Origin of the sequence: Sneathiella aquimaris (genome assembly GCF_026409565.1) — a bacterium.
In the GTDB taxonomy this organism is placed as follows: Bacteria; Pseudomonadota; Alphaproteobacteria; order Sneathiellales; family Sneathiellaceae; genus Sneathiella; species Sneathiella aquimaris.
This window is the reverse complement of the sequence record NZ_CP112881.1, coordinates 3,556,106-3,581,268: the sequence shown is the minus strand read 5'-3', so window position 1 is coordinate 3,581,268 and position 25,163 is coordinate 3,556,106. Positions and strand designations below refer to the sequence as shown.

The following is a 25,163-nucleotide window of genomic DNA, read 5'->3' as shown; positions in this document are numbered from 1 at the left end:
AATTACTCAAACGTTTTAATTACTTTGCTTGCCGCAACGTTCGTATGCAGTGGAACAGCACAGGGGAAACTAGAGCTTAAAATTTAACTCAGAAGGTTATGAAATAGGGAAGCGCTTCGGAGTACGAACGGCACGTCAGGTCCAATTCCCTACACCGAAACCAGCAAGCTGGTAACCCCCGAAGGCGCTTAAAAATAAATATAAGGATTTGTGAACTTTCATGCAAGATAACTATCGGTTTAATAATATTTTTAACTCTAGAGAGAGTAACCATGAACAATGTAATATTTTGGGCTGCAATTTCATTGTTTGTCCTTACTGGTTGCGACGATGATAAATGGGAAGGTTACGCTTATCCGGACCGGAGTAATCTAACGGTTCATAAATTTGTTGGTGTCTTCGCGACACTAGACGAATGCAGAGTTAATTCAATTAGCTTGCTCAATCAAATTAGTTCTCTTCAAAAAGGAGACTATGAATGTGGCCTTAATTGTGAGTACAAGAAAGGATATGGTGAGCTTCGAATTTGTGAGAAAACGGTAAAATAGCCTGAGGTATTCTTGGCGAGCTTTAATCAATACTACTTTCAGTTAATGAAGCCTCACAAAACCTCACATCTAGGTAAGATAAAACTTCAAAAAACTTGAAGTTGAACAAGCCCAATCAATTAGGGAAAACTATAGATGTTGAACTTATGGTTTTCTTAAATGCTAGGTTTTTAAATTCCAGTGTGTGGAGTTTTTGGGGTCACTAAAAAAGTGTCTCACTCAATGTTACTTACATATTGCCGAAAGCTTAATTGATTTTCGGACCAGTACGTGCGCACGCGCGAGGGAAATCTATTTTGGTGCCCTCACTCGGGCTTGAACCTTGACCCAATGATTAAAAGTCAGTTGCTCTACCAACTGAGCTGCGGGCCTGCGTTTATCTATAGTAGAAAGGAACAGATATTGAACGCGCTTCCTTAGTAGCGGAATAGGTTGTACGTCGATTTTAAATATGGGTAGAAGTATGGGTAGAGTTAAAATATTGTCAGAATTTGTTGGAATTTAGTAAATGCAGGCGGACCCTCCCTCCGCCATTATTTCTTCTTATCGATTTGATTTCCATTTATGAAAATCAGAAAATGAGGATCAGACCCACATTAGGTCCCAGGGCTTGTGGTAAGTTACATTTCATAAGAGCCTTTGAAACTCTTCGCTTTCTTCAGGCACCGGAGCCGCGTCTTGGATCTTATTCAAGAGGTTTGCGATATGTTGATTTTTCATTTTTGCCAGATTTTGTTTTCTATATCCGTTTTAATGTATCGAGTCGAACCGCTTAGATGGTTCGCTTTTTTTCAATAGAAGTACAGGTTCCAAATATACTTCAGGCGAAATAAAATCTGATATTTCCTCCAGAGCCTTTGGGCATGCGTTTCTACTTTTTACGGCCAGGCGGATTAGCTCTTCAGGAACAGTTTGGGATTATCTGTTCAAGTGCTTGTATCAGGCATGCTGAAACCAATGGCGAACGGAGATATTACAATGATCGACGGAATTTTTATCAGCGCGACGCTTAATATCAGTTAATATTTAAGTTGCGTATGGTAAATGACCAACAGGTAAAGCACTCTGTATTCGAGCGGATATTTGAGTATTGAAATATACACTTGAGGGAACTTCAATAGATATCAAGAGAGTGACCGAATTTTCCTTGTATGACTGAGGGATGTTTCCGCGTTCATACGTGAATCCATCAGTGGCGTTATTATCGATGAAATTAAATCATCATAAAACCGCGGACTCCCAAGGAGACCTTCCCATAAACGCTTTTCAAATTAAGGACACTCACAGGCCATCTTACTGATACCGTTTTTTTCGACCATTTTTTAATGACTCTGAAAAGATGAAAAGGATTTGCAGTGCACCCTGTCCGGGCGGGTCTGTCAAACTGAGTGTTTCACTTAGTTTGCTGAATAAAGGCCGAATTGTTGAGGGTCTATGTCATGTTTCCCCTGCAACGGCACACCGTGCATGGTGATTTAAGATGCCGAAAAACAGTACAGGCTGAACCCGCAGGGTGTCTGCAAAACATCGGGCTATTCATTAGTTTGTTGGTCATGTCGCATAAGGTGTTACGCAAGTTATTGGCAGGCGCCTGTTCGTTACTGAAAATTCTCAGTAATTTCATGGAATTGTGGATTTTCTGTGTGGGTTGGTTGTTGTTGAGCGTTTTTGTGACGCTGTCCGATCCTGTGGGAATACTGTAGATTTTGTTTGTTCAATGCGGACAAACCAGTCTTTATTGGCAGGAAATGTACCATTCCAATCGTAAAAAAAATCATTGGGGTTACAGGCTGTGCAGGGAGAAGGGCGGGTTGTGCGTATCGTATCGGCAGGTTCTTGATTTGATTATGGTTTGATCCGATTGTCAGTTTGCAGCGTACACTTAAATACATTTAAATCTGTCAGATTAGTAAACAGGAAGTTTTGCCTTTATGTCTTCTTCTCCCGTTATTTATTGGCTCCGTCAGGATTTAAGGGTGTCTGATAATCCGGCGCTCCATCATGCGGTTCAGCAAGGGCGCGTGCTGCCGGTGTATATTCTGGATGATGAAAATGCCGGAGAATGCGCATTGGGCGCGGCCAGCCGGGCTTGGTTGCACCGGTCGCTGGCCGTACTAAAGGAACAGTTTGATGGTCATCTTTCTTTTTACAAAGGAGATCCCCTCTCTATATTGCCGGCGCTTTGTGAACAGAACGGCGTTGAGGCAGTTTTCTGGAACCGCTGTTATGAACCTTGGCAGATATCCAGAGATGGGGCCCTGAAGGAGATACTGACACAGGGCGGGATTACTGTGAGCAGTTTTAACGGATCATTGTTGTGGGAACCTTGGACGATTTCAAAGAAAGACGGCACGCCCTATCGGGTTTTTACACCCTTCTACACGAAAGGCTGTTTGGCGACTGAGCCCCCGAGGCGACCTCTTGAAGCCCCGGAAAACGCCAATTATGGTGTCCCGAAGGACAAAGGATGCACCCTTGATGCGCTGTCTTTGCTGCCGGATGTTAAATGGGATCAGGCAATGCTTTCTGACTGGTCCATTGGCGAAAAAGCGGCACAGGTCCGGCTGGCTGATTTTCTGGATAATGGTGTGATGCATTATAAAAAAGGCCGTGATCATCCTTCGCTGCCTTACGTGTCGCGAATTTCGCCCCATTTGCATTTCGGCGAGCTGTCACCCAATCAGGCCTGGTATGCGGCGCGGGCGCTGGAAGAAAGCGATCAAGTCGATCATTTCTGTCGTGAGCTAGGGTGGCGGGAATTTTCCTATAGTCTGCTTTATTATAATAAGGAACTGCCGCGCAAAAACCTTCAATCGAAATTTGACGCTTTCCCCTGGGACAAGAACCCTGACGGGTTGGAGGCGTGGAAAAAAGGCCAAACCGGTATACCGCTGGTGGATGCGGGGCTGCGGGAGTTGTGGCAGACCGGGTATATGCATAATCGTGTTCGAATGGTGGTCGGCTCTTTTCTGGTGAAAAACCTGTTGGTGGATTGGCGGGAAGGAGAGCGTTGGTTCTGGGATTGTCTGGTGGATGCTGATTTGGCCAATAATAGTGCGGGCTGGCAATGGATTGCCGGCTGTGGCGCTGATGCGGCACCATATTTTCGGATCTTTAATCCGGTCATGCAGGCCCAGAAATTTGACGAGAATGGGGATTATATTCGCCGCTATGTGCCGGAACTCGCGGATCTTCAGAATAAATACCTGTTTAGCCCTTGGGACGCGCCTAAGGAGGCGTTGGCGGACGCAGATGTGGTTCTTGGACAAACCTATCCGGCGCCTATTGTTGACCTGAAGAAATCAAGAAACAGGGCTTTGGAAGCCTATCAGACAATAAAGGGGTGATACGGGTGGGAAAGGTCCAAGTAAAGGGCGGGCCGCAGACGAAGTCGGGACACCGCCCTTTAAAAAAAATTTTAAGATCCTGATCAGATAATTCGTTTCCGAATTTGGGTGACCAGAAGTTCTACGGCGGCGACCACGACCAACATACTGATCAGGACCATGGCAACCCTGTCCCAATAGAACAGTTCCAGGGCTGTACTTAAGGCAACGCCAATACCGCCCGCACCAACAAGCCCAAGAACCGCAGATTCCCGGATATTGATGTCCCAGCGGAACAGCAGAATAGACCAGAAGGTTGGCAGAACCTGCGGCCAGTAGCCCATGAACATGATGCTGAGTTTCGACGCGCCCGTTGCCTGAAGCGCCTCAATCGGGCCTCTGTTGCTTTCTTCCAGCGCTTCACCGAACAGTTTTCCGATAAAGCCAATGGAACGAAAGGCAATGGCCAACGCACCCGCTAGCGGGCCGGGGCCGAAAATCGCAACAAATAACAACGCCCAGACCAATGAGTTAATACTGCGCGAGGACACGAGAATAAATCGGGCCAGCCAGTTCAGCGGTTTATACGGGGTGACATTTTCGGCCACCATCACGCCCACTGGGATCGCAAAGAGGACAGCAAAAAGAGTGCCGAGCGTCGCGATATGAAGCGTTTCCATCAATGCAGCATGGATGGTGTCCGGATAGTAACTCTGATCTGGCGGCCACATCCGATTAAACATATCCGCAATTTGTTCCGGTGCATCATACAGGAATTCCGGGATGATTTCGATTGTCCGCAAAGAGAGGACAATGGCCGAGACGACAAGGATATAAAACAGAAAGCGGGCGGTCCGTTCGAAGGGTGTGAAGCGGGTCCATTGACGCTTTTCAAGGTTGCCCTTTTGGGAAACAGTCGTTGTGTCTGTCATCGATACAGTTTCCTCATAATATTGTTGATGCCTTCACCGGCCATGATAACGGCGATGATTGAAATTAGAATGGCTGCGACGAAATCGTAATCAAAGCGCTGGAAGGCTGCGAAAAGAGTGCCGCCAATGCCGCCTGCGCCGACCAATCCGACCATGGTCGAATTCCGCAAGTTTGAATCCAGTTGATAGGAGACAAAACCGATAAAGCGGCCCATGACTTGCGGCAGAACGCCAAACAAAATGATGTTTGGGAACGAAGCACCCGTCGCCCGGATGGCTTCAATCTGTTTCAGTGAAATTTCTTCGATGGCTTCGGCAAACAGTTTTGCGATAAAGCCAATTGACGCAACAATCAGTGCCAACACACCAGCTAGTGCACCAAAACCAACCGCTTTAACAAACAGGATTGCGACAATCACCGGATGGAAAGACCGACAAGCGACAATAATACCGCGGGCGATCCAGGTAATCCAGGAGGGCATCAGGTTTCGGGCCGCCAGAAAACCAAGCGGCAACGAAAACAGGACACCCGCAGTTGTCGCGATAATTCCAATTTGTAAACTTTCCAGCAGCCCTTCGATCAGAAGGTTATACCGCTCAAAATTGGGAGGGAACATACGGCCAATAAAATCGGCGCCGTTGCCCAGACCTGCAACAAACCGCTCGCCGCTAAGTTCAAACAGGCTGAAAACATACATCACATAAAGCGCAAGAACGACCCAGCTTATGGTCGCAAGCCAATTCCGCTTTGGGACATATTTGCGTTTTCCTGTGGTTGATATCTGGCTCATGACAACCAATCCTCACCGCCATAGATGGCTTTTAGATGCTCGTCCTGAAGGTCTTCAGGTTTCCCGTCAAAGACCACATGCCCATTTGACATCCCGACAATTCGATCGGCGAACCGTTTGGCGAGGGAAACATCATGAATGTTAATGATAACAGGGATCTCGCGGTTCCGCGCCTGCTCGGTCATAAGTTCGAGAATTTCGACAGATGTCTTCGGATCAAGAGAGGAGGTTGGCTCATCCGCCAGAATAATCGCAGGTGATTGCATCAGCGCGCGGGCAATCGAGACGCGCTGCCTTTGGCCTCCCGAAAGAGCATCTGCGCGCTGGTCGGCAAAATCAGACATCCCGACCTGATCGAGAAGATCAAAAGCTGTTTGGACATCGGCCGCAGAAAACTTACGCAGCCAGGCGCGCCAAGCAGAGACATATCCCAAACGCCCACTAAGGACATTTTCCATGACACTCAGGCGTTCCACAAGATTATATTCCTGAAAAACCATCCCGATATTGCAGCGCGCCTGCCTGAGGCTTGAGCCGCGCAATTTGGCAAGATCTTTGCCCTGAAACAGGATTTCTCCGGAAGAGGGGTCAATCAGGCGATTGATGCAGCGGATTAAAGTACTTTTACCCGTTCCGCTGGGCCCAATAATGGCGGTAATCCCGTTCGCATCCAATGTGAGGGAGATGCCCTTCAATACGGGCGAACCGGGTTTGTATTCTTTGGTCAGTTCTTTGATGACAAGTTGGCGGTCGGACACCGCCGTCGGGGACTCATGGGTGTGGCTTGCGGGTTCGGCCATAATCTTACTATCCTATCCATCAGACGTTCTTCGAAGCGCGTCTCTTTGACTTTCCACGGCAATCGGTGGCAGTTGTCGTATTGTTAAAACGAAAGCTGGATTGCAAGGATATTCGGCGTCCAGGCAATCCAGCAGTTCGAAAGCTGAGCGGTTAGCTCAACAATCTAGGAGGAATTTCCTCGTTTCTATTGTTTTTTCTTCGCGCGTTTAGCCGCTTCTTTCTGGGCCATTGCACTCAACCCTTTACGGTCGTATGAGGCGCCGGTTGCATTGGCAATTGTCCGGATCACTTCCCAGTCAGCTTTATAGGTAATCGGATAGAACCGATCAGCCCCTTTAAAGGCTTTTTGCATGGATTCAGGGAAACGGTAAGTATGGAATGCACCCACAATTTTATGAACCAGTTCCGGCTTCAGATCATGTGCATATGCAAATGACGAAGTTGGGAATTTTGGACTGCGATATAGAATTTCAATCTCGTCTGCATTGACAACACCACGAGCAACCATACGCTCATAAACGTCAGAGGCCACAGGGGCCGCATCATAGTCACCAGAGACAACACCCAGGATGGACTGGTCATGCTTGCCTGAGAAGGCAACAGTATAGTCTTTGTCCGGTGTAATGCCTTCATCTGGCAACAAGGCACGTGGCGCAAGATTACCGGAGTTTGACGATGGAGACGTGTGCGCGACTTTCTTGCCCTTCAGGTCAGCCAGTGACTTGATACCACTGTCTTTGCGGGTAATCAGGATCAGGTTGTAACCCTGGAAACCATCCGGGCCACCTTTAACCGCAATCGGGACGGCACCGGCAAGATTTACAGCAAAGCCTGTTGGTCCTGTTGAAAAGCCGGCAATGTGCAAACGGCCAGAACGCATGGCTTCAATTTCAGCAGAGTTTGACTGCACAGTGTAATAAATAACTTTTTTACCTGTTGCTTTGCTTAGATATTCCTGAAAATCAGCGAACGCATCGCGATACACAGCAGGATCTTCAACCGGTGTATAGGTGAACACCAGAGTGCTTGGGTCCTTCCATTTTGACTCGTCCATTGGCGGATCCGCAACCAGATCGCCATCAACGTCGCAAAATTTCTCATCAAGTGAGCCACGAGCACAATCAGCATGTGCGGGAGTGGTCATACCTGAAACCAGGAAGCCACCCAGCAATGCCGAGCAGAGTAATAATTTAGAGCGCATTTTAATAAGCCTCCCATCAGCTTTTAATATTTTGTTTCATCAACTCTTGATTTTTGTTTTTTGGTTCAGGAGTGATGCACTTTATTTACGCAAACGTCGGGCCAACTTTTAAAAACGCTGAAAAACAGATATTTCGGACGGCCTTAAGTCAGAAAACTTTTCAAGTTCAGTCAAAATTGTCAGATAGACAGTCCGCTGATCTGACAATTTTGACAGATTGACTAATTCTGCGCCACAATGGAATATATCTGAAGATGGACGCCGGCTGCAGTTTCCTGTTTGCTGAACCTCTTCTCCCTTAGGCGATATGAATTGGACCCCGCTGATGGATTGCTCGGATTAACCGATGAAAACACTTTCGCCGCGCTCGTTCTCTGGAATTGGGGCTCGTGTAAATCTTGTATTTGCCGCTATCAGCGCGATCATGCTCGTCGTCATGCTGCTCTCCTGGCTTGCCTTTGAAGAGCTGGGCGGTCAAATCAATGAGATTAACGAAGTCCGCGTTCCCTCGTTATCAAAAACCATTAATCTGTTCAGTATTGCCGACGATTTTCTGGATGTTGGACCCGATCTGGCAGAGGCGAGATCAGAAAGCGAACGGCAGGCGATCTCAGCCCGCATGACCGATTATCTGGACCGCCTGAGTAAACTGAACGAGCTGCAGAATATCGAACATGAGGAACAGGGAAATCGCGAACGTATTGAGGCGCTGATTGAAAATCTGCATACAAGTTTGGCACTCCTGAACGGAACTGCACAATACCGATTGCGGTTAGAGGCCTCTCAAGATGAGGCGTTACAGCGCTTGAAAAAAAGCTACCGTCAGTTTCAAGATACGGTTTTCAAGATTGTCAGCGCACAGGAATCTAAGGTTCTGCCATTAGAAATCTTGCAAATTGAACGTTTGGCCCGCGATTTTTATGATGATTTGTATTATCTGACGGACGTTAAATCGCTGGAAAGGCTGGAGGTGGTTTCCGCCGCGCTGGCGGCTAAGGGACAGGAATTGCTTGCTGATATTGCAGCCTCTGAAAGGCAGACGCCTTTCCTGACAAGACCCGCCCGGCAACTGATCAAGCATCTGGAAGGGGATGGTAACCTTCTTTTTTTACGTCGGGAGCAATTGAAAACGGCGCTTAATATTGATCGAAGTCTGGAAAAAACACGGGTTAAAATTGTTCAGATCCGCCTGATCCTGGCGCTGAATATGAAGGCGACCCAGAACGCAATTGCGCAATCCTCGAAAGAAGCCCGAAAGCTTATTTCACTAAGAACAACACAATTGGCCCTGTCTGTCGGTATTGTTTTCGTTCTTTCATTTATCGCCAGTTTGATTTTTGTGCGACGGTCGATTGTTCGTCGGCTGACCCAGTTGGGGGATAAGATGAACCGTATCGCTGCGGGCGAGCTGGATACGATGATTGATACGAGCGGGACCGATGAAATTTCGCACATGGCCGAAGCATTGGAAGTCTTTAGAACGACAGCACGGGAAGTGGAGGAACAGCAAACTCGTGCCATTATTGAAAGTTCTGTTGCAGGTCTTGTGATGACGGATGCCAGGGGCAAAATCGAGTTTCTCAGTCATACCGCGCGTACATTGTTTGGATATGCCTATGCAAGGCAGGGACCAACCCCGGACCTTGATATTACAGCGCTGGTGGCGCCAGCCGAAGGGACAGCTGTATTGAAGATGCTGGAGGAAAGTCGCACTGAACTTGACCGGGAAGAACAGGCAACGCCGACGCCTGTGGTTCGGGAGTTTAAGGCCTGCAGGCGAGATGGAAGCAATTTCCCCAGTGATGTGGCGGTTCGCGGTATTCAGCAGCGTAGTGGACAAAAGTTTATTTTCACGATTTATGACGTTACAGATCGCAAACAGGCACAAGAAAATCTGGAACAAACAGTCGCGGACAGAACCACCGAGTTACGTCGGGCCAACGAGGAACTCCGCCATGAAAATGAGACAAGGATACGTACGGAAAGTGCTCTGCGAAGCACAAAGGAGGAACTGATACAGGCCAGTAAACTGGCTGCGTTGGGTAAAATGGCATCTGGTATTTCACACGAGTTTAACCAACCCCTGATGGCGGTCGCATCGTGGCTTCATAATGTGAATCTGCTTTTGGAACGAGGTGACTATACAGACGCTGGAGAAGCATTGCGAAATATTCAAACCCAGGTGGAGCGCATGATTGAACTTGCATCCCATCTTCAGACATTGGCCAGACAACCGGTCCTGAATTTTTCGCCAACCGATCTTGGTCATGTTTTGGGTCGGGCGCTCTCTTTGTTTCAGGTTCGGATCGCGCAGGAAGGTGCTGTTATTCACAATTCCCATATTCTTGACGGGATATTTGTGACCACGGATGGTCTGCGTCTGGAGCAGGTTTTTATCAACCTGATTGCCAACGCACTGGATGCAACGTCCCGGCAAAATGACAAACATTTAAGCCTCGATCTACAAGAGCATCAGGAAGGTCAGGTTGCCATTTCAGTCTATGATAATGGTCCCGGAATTCCAGAAGAGACGCTGAAAAATGTGTTCGATCCCTTCTACACAACTAAAGAGGTTGGTAAGGGAATGGGGCTGGGATTGTCAATTTCCTACAATATTGTGCGGACACTGGGCGGAAGCCTGACAGTTAGCAATCGTGCGGAAGGCGGCGCGTGCTTTACCCTGATTTTACCGAAGAATACAAAGGCCGCAAATCTTCCATTACAAGCAGAGGAAATTTGGTAATGAGCGCTGGACACGAAATGCCAGTAGGTGTTTATTTGGTTGACGATGATCAGGCAATTTTAAGCAGCTGTGCACAAAGCCTGCAACTTGCCGGATTTCCTGTAAGAACCTTTAACCGGGCCGCACAGGCGCTCGGAAATTTACAGGAAAACTGCCCGGCAATTATCGTCAGTGACATTCGTATGCCTGAAATGGACGGATTGGCGCTTTTAAAACAGGCTGTTGACTTTGATCCTGAATTGCCGGTCATTCTGTTGACGGGGCACGGCGATGTTGAACTGGCTGTTGGTGCCATGCGGATGGGCGCCTGGGATTTCCTGCAAAAACCTCTTCAACCGTCGCGATTGATTGAGTCTGTCAAACGAGCTGTTCTGCATCGAGAGGTAGTCCTGGAGAACCGATCCTTACATCGGGAAGTGCAGGAGATTGAACAGAATGGCATTTTGTATGGGGGGCTGATCGGCAATGCTCCGTCGATGGTGGCGCTGAAAGACGCGATTAAAAACTTGGCTCAGGTCGATGCCAATGTGTTGATTCGCGGGGAAACGGGGGCGGGGAAAGAAGCCGTTGCCCGGCGGTTACATGACAGTGGTCCACGCAAAGACCGGAATTTTGTCGCTTTGAATTGCGGGGCAATGCCGTTGAGCATTATAGAGAGCGAGTTGTTCGGGCATGAGAAGGGGGCGTTTACCGGGGCGCAAAATCGGAGGGTCGGCCGTCTTGAGCACGCCAATGGCGGGACGTTGTTTTTGGATGAAGTTGAATCAATGCCCATGGATATCCAGGTCAGGTTTTTGCGGGTATTACAAGACCGGGTTGTTGAGCCAATTGGCGGGAACAGAAGTGTGCCACTGGATATCAGGGTTGTTGCTGCGGCTAAGGCTGATCTTTATCAGCTGGCTCAGGAGGGAACCTTTCGGGCTGATTTGTATTATCGCCTCCATGTCGCTGAACTCAGCATCCCGCCGCTTCGCGATCGTAAAGAAGACATTCCGCTGCTGTTTCGCTTTTTTGTTGAAAAGGCTGCGCGGCGTCTTGGCAAAACCCCTCCCCCGATTAGCAGTTTGAAAGATCTGGAAATTATTGAATATGCGTGGCCCGGTAATGTACGGGAACTGATCAGCGCAGCGGAACGGCATGTTCTTGGTCTACCGGCAGTTCGCATGCCACATGACGAAGGACTGCCGCAGGAAGAGAGTACTGAGTTGAAAGCCCGTCTGGAAGCCTATGAAAAGGCGATAATCATGAAAACTCTTGCTGAAACAGAAGGCTCCATGCAACGCACAGCAGACAGTTTGGGAATCCCGTATAAAACGCTTTATCTTCGGTTGCGCAAATACGGGATTGATAAAAAGGAGTTAAGCTAGGCTGAATTTGGCAGAGGCCATATCCGTGGACAATAAACCGTCGGCCATTTCAGCAAAGCCATATCCACCACTGGATTGGGTCACCCAGCGAGGGCGATGATGTAAACTGTCCCAGACCTTGCGGATGTTGGCAACACCGAAGCTAATCGGAAAATACTCGAACATTGGCTCGTCATTCGGCGCATCACCAATGTAAAGAACTTGTTCTTTGGCTTTTTCCGCGTCCAGATCAAAACAGTCCTTCAGTAATTTCAAGGCCATCATCTTCTTGTTATAGGACCCGAACCAGGCGTTTACATGAATTGAGCTTGGACGTGCATTTGCCCCTGCCGTTTCAAACACGGAAACGATTTTTGCGACTTCTTCTTTCGTTATACCTGAGACATCCTGATTGTAATCAATGGCCGCATCAGCCAGACGGTAAGCCTGATCTTTGGCTAATCGTGCCTTTGGAACCAGTTGCAGGGCGTCGGCCGCCAAAGACAGCAGCTTTTGCTGGAGTTGCTTCTGCTTCGCAGCATCCTCCCAATGGCAATAATGAACATGGCCCTGTTCGTCTTTGCGTAAATAAAAGGCCCCGTTTTCACCAATGACCGCTTCTACCGGCCAGATCCGTGCCATTTGATCACACCATCCTGCGCACCCTCCCGTCACCGGGATGACAATATAACCAGCCTCCCTCAGATTATGGAGAGCCTGAAACGTTTCCGCAGGCAGAGAACTTTCATAGGTTAGGGTGTCGTCTACATCGGTAAGAATAAAGCGAACATTCTGAAACGCGGTCATTTTAATTACAGGCCTTTTGGGTGTCGTGAAAAACAGAGTGCGTAACATTACGCAATGTTTATGCCAAGGTTCGCATGTCTTTACACATATTCTGATTTGTGAAGCAAGGCTTTCACCAACCAACGCCTTTCAAATTGCGATCAGTTGATCATGGGTAAACCCGACATCTTGCAAATAAAATCCCGAATTTCGTCAGTCCCCTGATTACGGGACAGGTCAGTAAAAAGATGAGGTTTGGATTGACGCAGTTTCGCCGCATCGTCTTTCATGCGATCCAGATCTGCACCAACATAGGGGGCAAGATCAGTTTTATTGATGATCAGAAGGTCAGATCGCGTAATCGCAGGTCCGCCTTTACGGGGGATGTCATCACCCTGACAGACTGAAATGACATAAAGTGTCAAATCGGCAAGATCTGGCGAAAAAGTGGCTGCCAGATTATCACCGCCGGATTCAATGAAAATGATATCCAGATCTGGATGCCGCTCATTCAGCGTATCGATGGCTTGCAGGTTGATGGTTGCATCTTCGCGAATGGCCGTATGGGGGCAGCCCCCGGTTTCAATACCGACAATCCGATCTTCGGTTAAAGCCTGCCGGCGAACAAGGGCCATTGCGTCTTCCTGGGTATAGATATCATTGGTCACGACACCGACGGAAAAATGATCCCGCAGAGCAAGGCAGAGTTTTTCAGTTAATGTTGTTTTTCCAACGCCAACAGGGCCACCAATACCAATACGCATTGGACCGTTTGGTTGGGCAGAGGATGATTTGGCAGGCGAGGGGGAAGTCATGATCTGAATATCCTGGTTGTTAGATTTTCATGGCGCATGGCCGCTATATCAGAGTGAATTGCAGAGCCTCCTAATGCGTCAAGAGAGGCTGTTTTTGCTGTATCAGCAACATCGAGAAGAACGCCTTCGAGGGCTGCCTGAACGGCAAGTCCATCACTTTGCCCCAAAGGAACAAGGCGCATCGCGACTGAGCATAAATTGGCAACAAAAGCGTGCAAATAGGCAAGCAGGATCGATTGTTGGTCGATGTGATTGCTTTTCGCAATGGCGCCAACGGCGACGGGAAAGGCGAGTTCTTTTAAACCCTGTCTTTCCAATGTTTCATGCAAGGGGCGGGGCCAAGCTTTACTGGCTGTAAAAAAGGCGTTCCCCTGCTGCACGGTTTCCACGTAACGCTCATGGGACGGTGCGAATGCCAGTGCAAGGTCATTTAATTCTTTGAGGTTTTGAAATCGGTTGCTTTTTATTTGCCACGCATGACAGAGAAAGACCGCATCACTCCACGCTCCGCCTTCGCGTAAAAGTGTTTCCAACCAGTTTTGCAGGGTGGCGGCAGAGTGACAGCGGCCATCCTGAATAACTGTTTCCAAACCGTGGCTATAACTAAAGCTGCCTAAAGGAAATGCCGGCGACATCCAGGTTAAAAGTCGGATTAACGCTCGGCTGTCCTTAAGGTCATGTTCAGTGTTCATGTTTTTTGGCATAGGCCCCAATAACTGGAGAAAATGGCGCCTCAATTTCGGTAACGTCTGCGCCCAACCCTTTTAGCATATCAGCAATGACATGATCCTGCCGAATTCTGAAATGATCGATCATGATCTCTGTTTGCTGATGCCGGTTTCCAAGATGCCAGGCAAGCTTCATCAGGGACAAGGGGTCTTTCGCTCGGACTTCATATAAAGGCTCTGGTTTCGCCAGGACTTCAATTATTTGCCCGTTGTCCAAAAGCAGACCATCGCCATGGTCCAGGCGTTCTGCATGTTCAAGCGACAACAAAAATTCCAGCCCTGCATCGCTTTTTAGCAGAAGGCGACGGCGATGGCGGTCTTCTTCTTCCAAAGTAATCTGATCCTCGGGAATTCCGGGCCATTTTTCTTCTTTGAGAACTTTATACGCGATAATCATCTTTTTTATCCTGCCTTAAAATAGGAAATAGCGTTGGGACATAGGGACCGTTTCTGCAGGTTCACAGGTCAGGATTTCTCCGTCGGCGGTCACTTCATAGGTTTCAGGGTCAACCGTGATGTCCGGGGTTGCGTCATTATGGATCATGCTGGCCTTGGAAATACCGGAGCGGGTATTTTCAACGGCGAGCATCGCCTTTTGTGTTCCCAGCTTTCCGTGCAATCCATCTTCCAAGGCGGCTTTCGATACGAAAGTTACGGAACTGTTGGTCAGCGATCTACCAAATGAGCCAAACATTGGCCGGTAGTGAACAGGCTGCGGTGTTGGGATTGAGGCGTTCGGGTCCCCCATAGGGGCCGCCGCAATCGTTCCGCCAAGCAAAATCATATCTGGTTTTACGCCAAAAAATGCAGGGTTCCAAAGCACAAGATCCGCCCGTTTCCCAACTTCAATGGAGCCGATATGAGCCGACAGACCCTGTGCAATTGCCGGATTGATCGTATATTTGGAGATATACCGCCTGACCCTGAAATTATCGTTGTCGCCGGTTTCTTCGGCAAGGGGCCCTCGTTGCCGTTTCATTTTATCGGCCGTTTGCCAGGTTCGAATAAGAACTTCACCAACCCGGCCCATTGCCTGACTGTCAGATGAAATGATCGAAAATGCCCCGATGTCATGCAGAATGTCTTCTGCTGCAATGGTTTCTTTTCTGATCCGGCTTTCAGCAAAGGCTATGTCTTCGGGAATATTGGAATCCAGATGATGGCACACCATCAGCATATCCAGATGCTCGGCAACCGTATTGGCCGTGTAAGGGCGGGTCGGGTTTGTCGAGGATGGGATCACATTGGGCATGCCGCAGATCTTGATGATGTCCGGTGCGTGACCGCCGCCTGCCCCTTCGGTGTGAAAGGCGTGGATGGTCCGATTATCAAATGCTTTTACGGTGCTTTCCACAAAACCGGACTCGTTCAGCGTATCGGTATGGATCATGACTTGAACATCATGTTCATCGGCAACCGCAAGACAGTTGTTAATGGCCGCGGGTGTTGTCCCCCAATCTTCATGCAATTTAAGGGCTGCGGCCCCGCCTTTCAGCATTTCCACAAGGGCTTCCGGCCGTGTGGCATTTCCTTTGCCGGCAAATGCCAGGTTCATGGGAAAGGCGTCCGCGGCTTCTATCATGCGGGCAATATGCCAGGGACCGGGTGTGCAGGTTGTCGCAAGAGTACCATGGGCGGGGCCGGTGCCGCCGCCTAACATGGTAGTAATTCCAGACATCAGGGCTTCTTCTATTTGCTGGGGACAAATAAAGTGAATATGCGCGTCCATGCCACCGGCGGTCAGGATTTTCCCTTCGCCTGCGATGACCTCAGTTCCGGGCCCAATGATGATATCAACGCCGGATTGGGTGTCGGGGTTTCCGGCTTTGCCAATGGCTTTGATCAGACCGTCTTTCAGCCCGATATCGGCTTTAAAGATACCAGTGTGATCGACAACAAGAGCGTTTGTAATGACAGTATCCACAGCACCGTCTGCCCGGGAAACCTGACTTTGCCCCATGCCGTCCCGAATAACTTTTCCGCCGCCAAATTTTACTTCTTCGCCATATCGAGTGTAGTCTTTTTCAACTTCAATGAAGAGTTCTGTATCGGCAAGCCGGATCTTGTCGCCGGTGGTCGGTCCGAACATGTCCGCATAGCTTGCCCGTGAAATTGAATTTGCCATTAGAGTTTCCCTTCAACTTCGCCGCGAAAACCATGAATAACACGATTGCCGGACAGGGGAATGAGTGTCACAAGTCGGGTTTGTCCCGGTTCGAAACGAACCGCCGTGCCCGCTGCAATATCAAGCCGTTTTCCGCGAGCGTTCGGGCGATCGAATTCAAGCGCGGGGTTGGTTTCGTAAAAATGATAATGCGAGCCCACTTGAATGGGGCGGTCGCCTGTATTTGAGACAGAAATTTCTGTAACGTCCAGACCGGCATTCAATTCGATATTGCCGTCTTTGGTAATTATTTCGCCGGGGATCATAGTGTGTTCCTCTATCGAATGGGTTCATGGACAGTGACAAGTTTCACCCCATCTGGAAATGTCGCCTCGACTTGAATGTCGTGGATCATTTCAGGGATCCCCTCCATCACCTGATCACGGGTCAGGATATGGGCCCCTTCTTCCATAAGCTCGGCAACCGTTTTCCCATCTCTGGCACCTTCAACGATAAAGTCCGAGATCAGGGCAATTGCCTCTGGATGGTTGAGAATTACCCCGCGTTCCAATCGGCGCCGCGCAACATTTGCAGCCATGGCAATGAGAAGCTTGTCTTTCTCTCTTGGTGTCAGGTTCATGACGTTTCCCTTTATTCTTATGTCGTCCAGACCCTTGGAAGTGCCTCCGAGGGTCTTAATATTTGAAGGATCGGAATGAGGGCGCGGCGGAGCAACAGGCTGTCTGGTGCAGTTAGGCGCGCAACAATTTTGCCGTTAAAAGCGCTGACACCGAAACTTTGAGCGGTACTGCTGTCCCGGATCTCTGATGCCAGATGCTTTAATTGATCCAAATCCTCCGGCCCGCAATAAACAAGTGTTGCAAAACATCGGTCACCGCCAAGAACAGCGGGGTTTTTAACATGAACGGTCATGTCGCCTGAAAGGCGGACATTGTCGGCGTGGACCAGCACACCCTCTCGATAAAGGCGCCATTGATCGCCAAATGAAAGTGACCGGACCTGCTCGCCCATCGCGGCGCGCCCAAGGACAGATGCTTCCACGCCAAGAAAGCGTGCGTTCGTTGCAAGATCGACAATCAGATCACGGCTTAGTTTCGCCCGATCAAAAAGGATTGTTTCTTGTGGCAACCAGTCAACGCGCGCATTTTCAGCAACCGAAATTGTGGTTTTGACGACGGCGGTATCACCGGTCGATTTATAAATTTTCTCGCAGGCCTGACTTGAAATGACACCATAACAGTCTTCTCCGGCGCTTATCTGCCAGTCAAGTAGATCACCGCCGGTCAACCCACCGGAACTGTTAATCAATACGGCTTCTTTGCTGTGCTTGGTGTAGGTCTTGGGTAGTCTGATTTTGGCCGCGCCGCGTTGATACAGGTGATCGAGAACGGTTTTACCCGAAGGCGATATTTTAAACCGTATCCGACCGGAACCATCTGTCCGCTGGTGGGGCGTTCTTAGTCTATCAGACGGTGAGATAGCGGCGTACATCGTCCCGATCCAGATCTGTTGAGGGACCCGAATGAGTGATTTCCCCGCGGTCCATAATATGCACAGTGTCAGCCAGTTCCCGGCAAAAATCAAGATACTGTTCGACCAACAATATTGCCATTCCCTTCTCATCTCTTAGATACTGGATGGCGCGGCCAATATCCTTGATGATCGAGGGCTGAATGCCTTCCGTCGGCTCGTCCAGAACCAGGATTGACGGACGGGTTGTCATCGCCCGGGCGATGGCAAGCTGTTGTTGTTGCCCGCCCGATAAGTCGCCTCCCCTTCGGCTCAGCATATCCTTGAGAACAGGGAAAAGATGATAGACCTCTTCGTCGATAAACCGATCGCGTCGGGCCAGCTGGGCAAAAGCTGTTTCCAGATTTTCCCGGACGGTCAATTGCGGGAAGATTTCGCGGCCCTGCGGGACATAGGCAATTCCTTTTTTTGCCCGATTATAAGGGGCCGTTTTGGTCACAATATCCCCTTGAATTCGAATGTCTCCCTTGGAAACAGGATGCTGACCGGTAATGGCTCTTAGCAACGATGTTTTTCCAACACCATTGCGTCCAAGGATACAGGTGATTCTGGCAGCTTCTGCCGAAAAGGAAATGTTCCGAAGGACCTGTGCCGCACCGTAGTGCAAATCTACCGCTTCAATTGACAAGGCGCTCATTTTATCTTCCTAGGTAACTTTCAATGACGGCAGGATGGGCACTGACATGATCCAGGGATCCTTCTGCCAGAACGGATCCTTCCGCGAGAACTGTCACTTTGACACCCAGATCGCGAATGAAGCCCATATCGTGCTCGACAACAATGACAGATCGTGTTTTGGCAATATTTCTGAGAAGTTTCGCGGTTTCGACCGTTTCGGCGTCTGTCATCCCGGCGACCGGCTCATCGACCAGTAGAAGCTTGGGGTCCTGAGCTAGCAACATGCCAATTTCAAGCCATTGTTTCTGGCCATGAGAAAGGTCGGCGGCAAGATCGTTTTGGCGCTCAAGCAAGCGGATTGTTTCCAGAATGCTGGTCACCCGATCATGATCTTCTGTATTTTCCTGATAGAGAATTGAGGCCAGAATATTTCGGTTGCCAGCGAGGGACAATTCCAGGTTTTCGCGCACAGTTTGACCTTCGAAAACTGTCGGTTTCTGAAATTTTCGGCCGATCCCCGCCTGTGCGATTTCGGTTTCGTCTTTCTCTGTCAGGTCGATTTCACCCTCGAATAAAACGTCGCCGGTGTCAGGGCGGGTTTTTCCGGTGATGATATCCAGCATGGTGGTTTTGCCTGCACCGTTGGGGCCAATGATCGCCCGCATTTCACCGGGTTCGATCACCAGCGATAAGCCGTTAATCGCCTTGAACCCATCGAAGGCCACATGAACATCATCCAGATAGAGCAGGCTTGAAGAAACAGAAGTCATTTTGTTTTCTCTCCTCCCTGTTCAGAAGGGGCGGGTATCAAAGGGTGGGTGTTGGTAAAGGTGTTTTGCCGTATCATTGTTGAAATCTTGTTGAAGAGCCCCATAAGGCCTTTAGGTAGGAAAAGAGTGACGGCAATAAAAAGCGCCCCAAGGACAAATAGCCAGTAATCAGGCAGGGCGGCGGTAAACCAGCTTTTGCCTAAATTAACGGTTATCGCCCCAAGGATGGGACCAATAAGGGTTCCGCGGCCGCCGATCGCCGTCCAGATTACAACTTCAATTGAGTTGGCGGGAGCGAACTCGCCGGGATTAATGATGCCGACTTGCGGGACGTAAAGCGCCCCTGCCAGTCCCGCCATCATGGCAGAGAGCACAAAGACGAACAGTTTCACATTTTCGACCCGATAGCCCAAAAACCGCGTTCGGGATTCCGCATCGCGTACGGCGATCAGGACCTTTCCAAATCGCGAACGAATGATCGCTGAACATAAAAGAAGGCAAAGCGACAGGGCGATTGCAGACGCGGAGAACAGGGCCGCACGGGTGCCGGAATTTTGCAAGGTGAATCCAAGAATATCTTTAAAATCTGTCAGGCCGTTATTGCCGCCAAACCCCATATCATTTCTGAAAAAGGCCAGCAGAAGCGCATAGGTCAGGGCTTGTGTAATGATTGATAGATAAACACCGGTAACGCGAGAGCGAAAGGCAAACCAGCCGAAAACAAATGCCAGCAATCCCGGAACGGCAAACACCATAAGACCAGCAAACCAGAACTGATCAAATCCGTACCAGTACCAAGGTAATTCTGACCAGTTTAGAAATACCATAAAGTCAGGAAGGATAGGATCGCCGTAAACACCCCGGGTTCCGATTTGACGCATCAGATACATACCCATGGCATATCCGCCAAGGGCAAAGAAAGCGCCATGCCCAAGCGAGAGAATACCGCAATAACCCCAAACAAGATCGAGGGCGAGTGCCAGCAGAGCATAGGTCAGGTACTTTCCGGCAAGGGAAATCATGTAATCAGGCAGGTGCCACAGGCTCTGCGGGTCGGTCATCAGGTTCAGGACAGGGGCCAGAATGGCCAGCAAGCCGAGAATGCTGGCGACCCAGATAATGCGCTGATCCATTTTACGGAAAAGAAAACCAGAAATCATTGTTCTACCGCCCGCCCTTTAAGCGCAAACAATCCGCGAGGACGTTTTTGGATAAATAAGATGATGAATGTCAGAACCATGATTTTTGCAAGGACTGCGCCGGAAAATGGTTCGATGAATTTATTGGCAATGCCGAGGGATAGGGCGCCGATTAAAGTTCCCCAAAGGTTTCCGACGCCTCCAAAAACAACAACCATGAAACTGTCGATGATGTAGGTTTGCCCAAGGTTGGGGGACACATTTCCGATCTGCGATAAGGCGACGCCTGCAATGCCGGCAATACCGGAGCCCAGTGCAAAGGTGAAGGCGTCCACCCACGGTGTTTTAATTCCCATCGAGGAGGCCATGCTGCGGTTTTGGGTAACGGCGCGCATCTGAAGCCCCATTCGGGTCTTTTTGAGAAGGAAAAACAGAAAAGCAAAAACAGCCGCGGCAAAGAGCAGGATCCAGATCCTGTTCCAGGTCAGTGAGATTTCGCCCACCGCAAGCGCACCAGACATCCAGTCGGGATTGGCGACCTCCTGATTGGTTGGTCCAAATACGGTTCTGACGGTTTGCTGAAGAAACAAGGAGACCCCCCAGGTAGCGAGCAGGGTTTCCAGCGGGCGTCCGTAAAGAAAACGGATAATGCCGCGTTCCATGACGAAACCGATGGTCCCTGCCGTCAGAAATGCCAGCGGTAATGCCAGAACAAGTGAGTAACCGACCAGAGTGGGAGAAAGGGCAAGAACCACCTGTTGGGCGACATAGGCTGAATACGCCCCGATCATGACCATTTCACCATGAGCCATATTGATAACGCCCATGACGCCAAAGGTAATGGCAAGGCCGATGGAGGCGAGAAGCAGGACCGAGCCCAGCGACAGGCCATACCAAACATTTTGCAGGCTGTCCCAAAGTTTGAGTTCTTTTAAGATGGTGGCTTCGATTTTGGCGGCGCGGGCGACAATGTACGGATTGGGGTCATCAGAAATCTGTGCCAGAATTGGCAGTGCTTCGCGCCCGCCCATTTGTGCAATTGTTTCAAGGGCTGCAAGGCGTTCAGCGGTGTCTTTACCGATCGACAGTCGCAGTACCGCCTGAACGTTTTCCATCGCCGTTTTTACTTCTTCGACTGTTTCTTTTTCGACGCTGACATTAATAAAAGCCAGTGCCGTTTCGGTTCGTGTTTTTAAAAGAGATTGGGCCGCATCCAAACGAACCGCCGGGTCTGCGCTAGAGAGCGAAAACAGGTTCAACCCTTCGTTGATCTTGCGGCGCAGGCTGTTATTCGTCTTGATTTTCTTGAGGGCCCCTTTGGTTATATCGGTTTTGCGTTCACCTGTCAGCGGATCAGTTGTCGTGTATTTTTTGCCGTTTTTTTCGGTCAGGACAACCGCGCGATCTGCCTTTTGCATGAAAAGTGTGCCGTCGGCCAAATGCTCAAGGACCGGGATGATTTTCGGGTCACCGGTTTTGAGAAGATGATCCACCTGTTTGGCCCGATCTTTCAATCCGCCTTTCGCTAAAGCGGTGATGTGAGCGTTCAGGTCGTCATGATGGGCGATGGCGGATATCGATGAACAAAAAGTCAGTGCAATGGCCACAATCAGGATGCGCAGGTTCAACATAATCAATTCGCATTCGTTTTGGGATGAGAAAGCCTGGCGGCCGCAGCCGCCAGGAAAGTCTTGACGTCGATGGGATTAGTTAGTCCCTTTACCGCCGCAAAGTTTGGTTTCTGTATTGAAGTTTCCGCAAGACATTGGTGCGCGCCAGTCTGAAATCAGCTTGGCTGAGTCTGGTAGAAAATCGGACCATGCATCGCCAGGAACCAGACCAGGAGTTTCGTAGACAATTTCAAACTGTCCATCTTCCTGGATTTCGCCGATCAGGACGGGTTTCGTGATGTGGTGATTTGGCATCATGGCAGAATAACCACCGGACAGATTTGGAACCGCAATGCCGATCATGGCGTCGATGACAGCGTCCGCATCTGTTGTGCCGGCTTTCTCAACCGCTTTTACCCACATATTGAAGCCGATGAAATGGGCTTCCATTGGATCATTTGTAACCCGCTGTGGATTTTTCGTGTAGGCTCTCCAGGCTGTTACGAATTCTGCGTTGATATCGGCGTCCACTGACTGGAAATAGTTCCAGGCTGCCAGATGACCGACCAGTGGGCTTGTGTCCAGACCGGCAAGCTCTTCTTCACCTACCGAAAACGCAACAACCGGAATGTCTTCTGCTTTAATGCCCTGGTTTCCAAGTTCTTTATAGAAAGGAACGTTGGCGTCCCCGTTGATGGTTGAAACGACAGCCGTTTTCTTGCCAGCAGAACCGAATGATTTGATGTCAGATACAATTGTCTGCCAATCTGAATGACCAAACGGTGTATAGCTGATCATAATGTCTTCTTTTGCGACTCCTTTGGCCTGTAGATAGGCTTCGAGGATTTTGTTGGTCGTTCTTGGATAGACATAGTCTGTACCGGCCAGTACCCACCGTTCTACAGCTTCTTCTTTCATCAGGTAATCAACAGCTGGGATTGCCTGCTGGTTAGGCGCCGCGCCTGTGTAGAACACATTGCGTTGAGATTCTTCACCCTCGTATTGTACAGGGTAAAACAGAATGGAGTTTAATTCTTCAAAAACTGGAAGAACTGATTTTCTGGATACAGAAGTCCAGGCACCGAAGACGGCAGATACTTTATTCACATCGATAAGTTCACGCGCCTTCTCTGCAAAAAGTGGCCAGTTGGAAGCCGGATCGACAACAACAGGTTCCAGTTTCTTGCCTAAAACGCCGCCTTTTTTGTTCTGCTCTTCGATGAGCATCAGCATGGCATCTTTTAGCGTGGTTTCTGAGATGGCCATGGTCCCGGACAAAGAATGGAGGACGCCGACCTTGATAGTTTCATCGTCGGCTTTGGCCACAGTAGCTGTGAGCAGGCTAGCGCCGATTGCTAGGGTTGTCGCGAAGCGAGACAGTTTGAATGACACGTGATTTCTCCATTTCTGTTGTAATGAGGAGTAATCCGCAAAAGCTGTGCCAAAATATTTATTATTTGTTAATTTGTTCTAAGGTGTTGTAATAAAATATAAAAATATCGTTCTTTAATTAGAATATTATAAAATTTGTATAAAGCGTTTCGGTGCATTTTTAAGCACGATTGATTAATTTTTAGCCATGATTAAAAATTGTGCGATCAAAATTTTGGCAAAGTCGGGTCGGTTTCTTCCAGTCCGCACCAGTCGGCAATAAACAACGCTGTCGACTGCGTAATGCGTCGCATGCTTTCCAGCTCCACCCGTTCGTTGAAGCCGTGGATGGCATCACTGTTCGGGCCGTAGACAAGGGCAGGTGTATCCGCATAGAGGCCAAAAAAGCGGGCATCTGTTGTTGCTGTTGTTGGTACAAAAGGAAGTTCTTTTCCAGTCACAAATTGATGAGCGTTTTCAAGCGCGGATATGGCAAGAGGGGTATTTTCGTTGTCGTGATCAGCCAGCGAGTATCCTTCTGCCTGAAACCCGTGATAAATTATGTCGGGTTTGTTCTTTTTAAGAAAATCACTTTCGTTCGCCGCCGACAATAGGGTCTCTTCAAGGTCTTTTTTGGCACGCTCGATATCCTGGCCCGGGAAGATAGCCATGCGAACATCGAAGACACACCATGCGGGCACAGAGCTTGCCCAGTCACCGCCTTCAATTTTCCCAATATTCAGATTAAGAGGATGATTGTGGGCGGCATAGGCTGGATGTCTGTTTTCAGCCCGGTTCCAGCGTTCTTCCAATCGGTGCAACGCAGAAATGAGGGGGATCGCAGCTTCGATTGCATTGGCGCCTGACCCTGCTTCCAGAACGTGGACGGGGCGTCCTTTGAGATGGACCTGAAGCCAGATAACGCCGATCTGGGCGCTGGTAAGTGTTTCCCCTAGTGGCTCTGGAATGAGTGCCGCATCTGCCGTGTAGCCGCGTTGGAGGCAGGCAAGCGCGCCATTGCCTGTGCATTCTTCTTCAACAACTGTTTGAAAATAGACGTCTGCGGCGGGAGCGAGACCAAGTGAAGTGAGAGCGTCCAGAGCAAAAAGATTTGAAGCGATGCCTGCTTTCATATCCGCAACCCCGCGGCCGTACATCCAGCCGTTCTTAATGTAAGGATCAAACGGAGGGCGGTCCCACATATCGAGCGGACCAACAGGAACGACGTCAATATGGCCATTCAGAATAAGTGATTTGCCGGTTTTTTCGCGAGAATGATGGGTGGCCACAACATTGATGGCGTCTTCATAATCTCCGATCACCGGTGAGAAGCCGGGAAGATGAGCGATATCGTCAACATTTACATTCCACTGATCTATTTCATACCCTCGGGCTCGCAGGGTGTCTGCCATGAAATGTTGAGCAGATTGTTCGTTGCCACGGGTTGAAGGGTGCCGGGTAAGGTCTTGCAGAAAATCAATCTGCTGGTCAAAGAGGCTGTCGACGGCTGTAATGATTTTTTTCTTGGTTTCTGTGGGGATCATATCGATCATGCCTCTTTTTTGCTGGCCAATGGGGGCGCTGTTTTTTAAGAGTAAAACAGATTTTTTGCGGTTTGCCAAACGTGGCCTTTGGCCCGATACTGGCAGCTCAGAAATTGCAGAGCAGTAATACAGGAAAAATTTTATGCCAAAAGCTTATTGGATCGCACATGTCACAGTCACTGACCCGGACCCTTATCAATTATATGCAACTGGTGCGTCCGAAGCCTTTAAGAAATTTAATGCCCGTGTGCTCGCCCGTGGCGGTCCGGCGGAGCAGCTGGAAGGGGAGGGGCGCCCACGGAATGTCGTGATTGAATTTGACAGTATGGAGCAGGCGCTTGCCTGCTATCATTCGGAAGATTATCAGCGTGCAAAAGCCCATCGTAAAGATGCCGGGATTGCCGAAATCGTCATCGTCGAAGGTGCCTGACAGGCACCA

The 25,163-nt window shown here is 49.3% G+C and carries 23 protein-coding genes; 5 read left to right on the top strand and 18 right to left on the bottom strand.

Features of this window, described 5'->3' with window-relative positions; translation table 11 throughout:
• Positions 1-1,987: 1,987 nt before the first annotated feature.
• Together OIR97_RS16855 and OIR97_RS16850 are read left to right on the top strand one after the other, a co-directional pair.
• Positions 1,988-2,251: a hypothetical protein gene (locus tag OIR97_RS16855; RefSeq protein ID WP_169543379.1), complete on the top strand. Its 264-nt coding sequence runs from the start codon at positions 1,988-1,990 to the stop codon at positions 2,249-2,251.
• A gap of 228 nt (positions 2,252-2,479) precedes the next feature.
• Positions 2,480-3,895, top strand: a complete 1,416-nt coding sequence (locus OIR97_RS16850; RefSeq protein ID WP_169543378.1) for a cryptochrome/photolyase family protein — start codon at positions 2,480-2,482, stop codon at positions 3,893-3,895.
• Positions 3,896-3,978: 83 nt separating this feature from the next.
• On the opposite strand, the gene phnE (OIR97_RS16845) is transcribed toward OIR97_RS16850, so the two are convergent.
• The 4 genes from phnE (OIR97_RS16845) to phnD form a co-directional block, all read right to left on the bottom strand.
• Positions 3,979-4,806: a phosphonate ABC transporter, permease protein PhnE gene (gene phnE, locus OIR97_RS16845; protein ID WP_169543377.1), complete on the bottom strand. Its 828-nt coding sequence runs from the start codon at positions 4,804-4,806 to the stop codon at positions 3,979-3,981.
• Positions 4,803-5,597, bottom strand: a complete 795-nt coding sequence (gene phnE / locus OIR97_RS16840) for a phosphonate ABC transporter, permease protein PhnE (protein WP_169543376.1) — start codon at positions 5,595-5,597, stop codon at positions 4,803-4,805. Before phnE (OIR97_RS16840) ends, phnE (OIR97_RS16845) begins: the two co-directional genes overlap by 4 nt.
• Entirely contained in the window at positions 5,594-6,397 is an 804-nt protein-coding gene (phnC, locus tag OIR97_RS16835; RefSeq protein ID WP_169543375.1) for a phosphonate ABC transporter ATP-binding protein, read from the bottom strand. The genes phnE (OIR97_RS16840) and phnC overlap by 4 nt, the downstream gene beginning before the upstream one ends.
• 185 nt (positions 6,398-6,582) lie before the next feature.
• Positions 6,583-7,542: a phosphate/phosphite/phosphonate ABC transporter substrate-binding protein gene (gene phnD, locus OIR97_RS16830; RefSeq protein ID WP_343052795.1), complete on the bottom strand. Its 960-nt coding sequence runs from the start codon at positions 7,540-7,542 to the stop codon at positions 6,583-6,585.
• Positions 7,543-7,945: 403 nt separating this feature from the next.
• Here phnD and OIR97_RS16825 point away from each other — a divergent pair, with 403 nt between their 5' ends.
• On the top strand, positions 7,946-10,342 hold the full coding sequence (locus OIR97_RS16825; protein ID WP_169543373.1) for an ATP-binding protein: 2,397 nt from the start codon (positions 7,946-7,948) through the stop codon (positions 10,340-10,342).
• The gene (locus OIR97_RS16820; protein ID WP_169543372.1) at positions 10,342-11,709 is read left to right on the top strand and encodes a sigma-54-dependent transcriptional regulator; all 1,368 of its coding nucleotides are present in this window, start codon (positions 10,342-10,344) and stop codon (positions 11,707-11,709) included. Before OIR97_RS16825 ends, OIR97_RS16820 begins: the two co-directional genes overlap by 1 nt.
• Here OIR97_RS16820 and OIR97_RS16815 read toward each other — a convergent pair.
• From OIR97_RS16815 to OIR97_RS16750, 14 genes are all read right to left on the bottom strand, one after another.
• Positions 11,701-12,495 carry an HAD-IIB family hydrolase gene (locus OIR97_RS16815; protein WP_169543371.1) on the bottom strand — a complete coding sequence of 265 codons (795 nt, stop codon included), beginning with the start codon at positions 12,493-12,495 and terminating at the stop codon, positions 11,701-11,703. The genes OIR97_RS16820 and OIR97_RS16815 overlap by 9 nt on opposite strands.
• Before the next feature lie 140 nt (positions 12,496-12,635).
• The gene (gene ureG / locus OIR97_RS16810; RefSeq protein WP_169543370.1) at positions 12,636-13,289 is read right to left on the bottom strand and encodes an urease accessory protein UreG; all 654 of its coding nucleotides are present in this window, start codon (positions 13,287-13,289) and stop codon (positions 12,636-12,638) included.
• Positions 13,286-13,981, bottom strand: a complete 696-nt coding sequence (locus OIR97_RS16805) for an urease accessory protein UreF (protein ID WP_169543369.1) — start codon at positions 13,979-13,981, stop codon at positions 13,286-13,288. Before OIR97_RS16805 ends, ureG begins: the two co-directional genes overlap by 4 nt.
• Complete coding sequence (locus OIR97_RS16800; RefSeq protein ID WP_169543368.1) at positions 13,971-14,414, bottom strand: urease accessory protein UreE; 444 nt, start codon at positions 14,412-14,414, stop codon at positions 13,971-13,973. The genes OIR97_RS16805 and OIR97_RS16800 overlap by 11 nt, the downstream gene beginning before the upstream one ends.
• 15 nt (positions 14,415-14,429) lie before the next feature.
• On the bottom strand, positions 14,430-16,142 hold the full coding sequence (gene ureC, locus OIR97_RS16795) for an urease subunit alpha (protein ID WP_169543367.1): 1,713 nt from the start codon (positions 16,140-16,142) through the stop codon (positions 14,430-14,432).
• On the bottom strand, positions 16,142-16,447 hold the full coding sequence (locus OIR97_RS16790) for an urease subunit beta (RefSeq protein ID WP_169543366.1): 306 nt from the start codon (positions 16,445-16,447) through the stop codon (positions 16,142-16,144). The genes ureC and OIR97_RS16790 overlap by 1 nt, the downstream gene beginning before the upstream one ends.
• A gap of 11 nt (positions 16,448-16,458) precedes the next feature.
• Complete coding sequence (locus OIR97_RS16785; protein ID WP_169543365.1) at positions 16,459-16,761, bottom strand: urease subunit gamma; 303 nt, start codon at positions 16,759-16,761, stop codon at positions 16,459-16,461.
• 17 nt (positions 16,762-16,778) lie between these two features.
• A complete protein-coding gene (locus OIR97_RS16780) occupies positions 16,779-17,633 on the bottom strand; it encodes an urease accessory protein UreD (protein ID WP_169543364.1) in 855 nt (284 codons plus the stop codon).
• Complete coding sequence (gene urtE, locus OIR97_RS16775; RefSeq protein ID WP_169543363.1) at positions 17,608-18,309, bottom strand: urea ABC transporter ATP-binding subunit UrtE; 702 nt, start codon at positions 18,307-18,309, stop codon at positions 17,608-17,610. The genes OIR97_RS16780 and urtE overlap by 26 nt, the downstream gene beginning before the upstream one ends.
• Before the next feature lies 1 nt (position 18,310).
• Positions 18,311-19,060: an urea ABC transporter ATP-binding protein UrtD gene (gene urtD, locus OIR97_RS16770; RefSeq protein WP_169543362.1), complete on the bottom strand. Its 750-nt coding sequence runs from the start codon at positions 19,058-19,060 to the stop codon at positions 18,311-18,313.
• Positions 19,057-20,220 carry an urea ABC transporter permease subunit UrtC gene (urtC, locus tag OIR97_RS16765; RefSeq protein ID WP_169543361.1) on the bottom strand — a complete coding sequence of 388 codons (1,164 nt, stop codon included), beginning with the start codon at positions 20,218-20,220 and terminating at the stop codon, positions 19,057-19,059. The genes urtD and urtC overlap by 4 nt, the downstream gene beginning before the upstream one ends.
• A complete protein-coding gene (gene urtB / locus OIR97_RS16760; protein WP_169543360.1) occupies positions 20,217-21,830 on the bottom strand; it encodes an urea ABC transporter permease subunit UrtB in 1,614 nt (537 codons plus the stop codon). The genes urtC and urtB overlap by 4 nt, the downstream gene beginning before the upstream one ends.
• Positions 21,831-21,905: 75 nt before the next feature.
• Positions 21,906-23,201 carry an urea ABC transporter substrate-binding protein gene (urtA, locus tag OIR97_RS16755; protein WP_169543359.1) on the bottom strand — a complete coding sequence of 432 codons (1,296 nt, stop codon included), beginning with the start codon at positions 23,199-23,201 and terminating at the stop codon, positions 21,906-21,908.
• Positions 23,202-23,407: 206 nt separating this feature from the next.
• Positions 23,408-24,724 carry an ArgE/DapE family deacylase gene (locus OIR97_RS16750; protein ID WP_219821581.1) on the bottom strand — a complete coding sequence of 439 codons (1,317 nt, stop codon included), beginning with the start codon at positions 24,722-24,724 and terminating at the stop codon, positions 23,408-23,410.
• Between the two features lie 142 nt (positions 24,725-24,866).
• Here OIR97_RS16750 and OIR97_RS16745 point away from each other — a divergent pair, with 142 nt between their 5' ends.
• The gene (locus OIR97_RS16745; RefSeq protein WP_169543357.1) at positions 24,867-25,154 is read left to right on the top strand and encodes a DUF1330 domain-containing protein; all 288 of its coding nucleotides are present in this window, start codon (positions 24,867-24,869) and stop codon (positions 25,152-25,154) included.
• Positions 25,155-25,163: the final 9 nt, after the last annotated feature.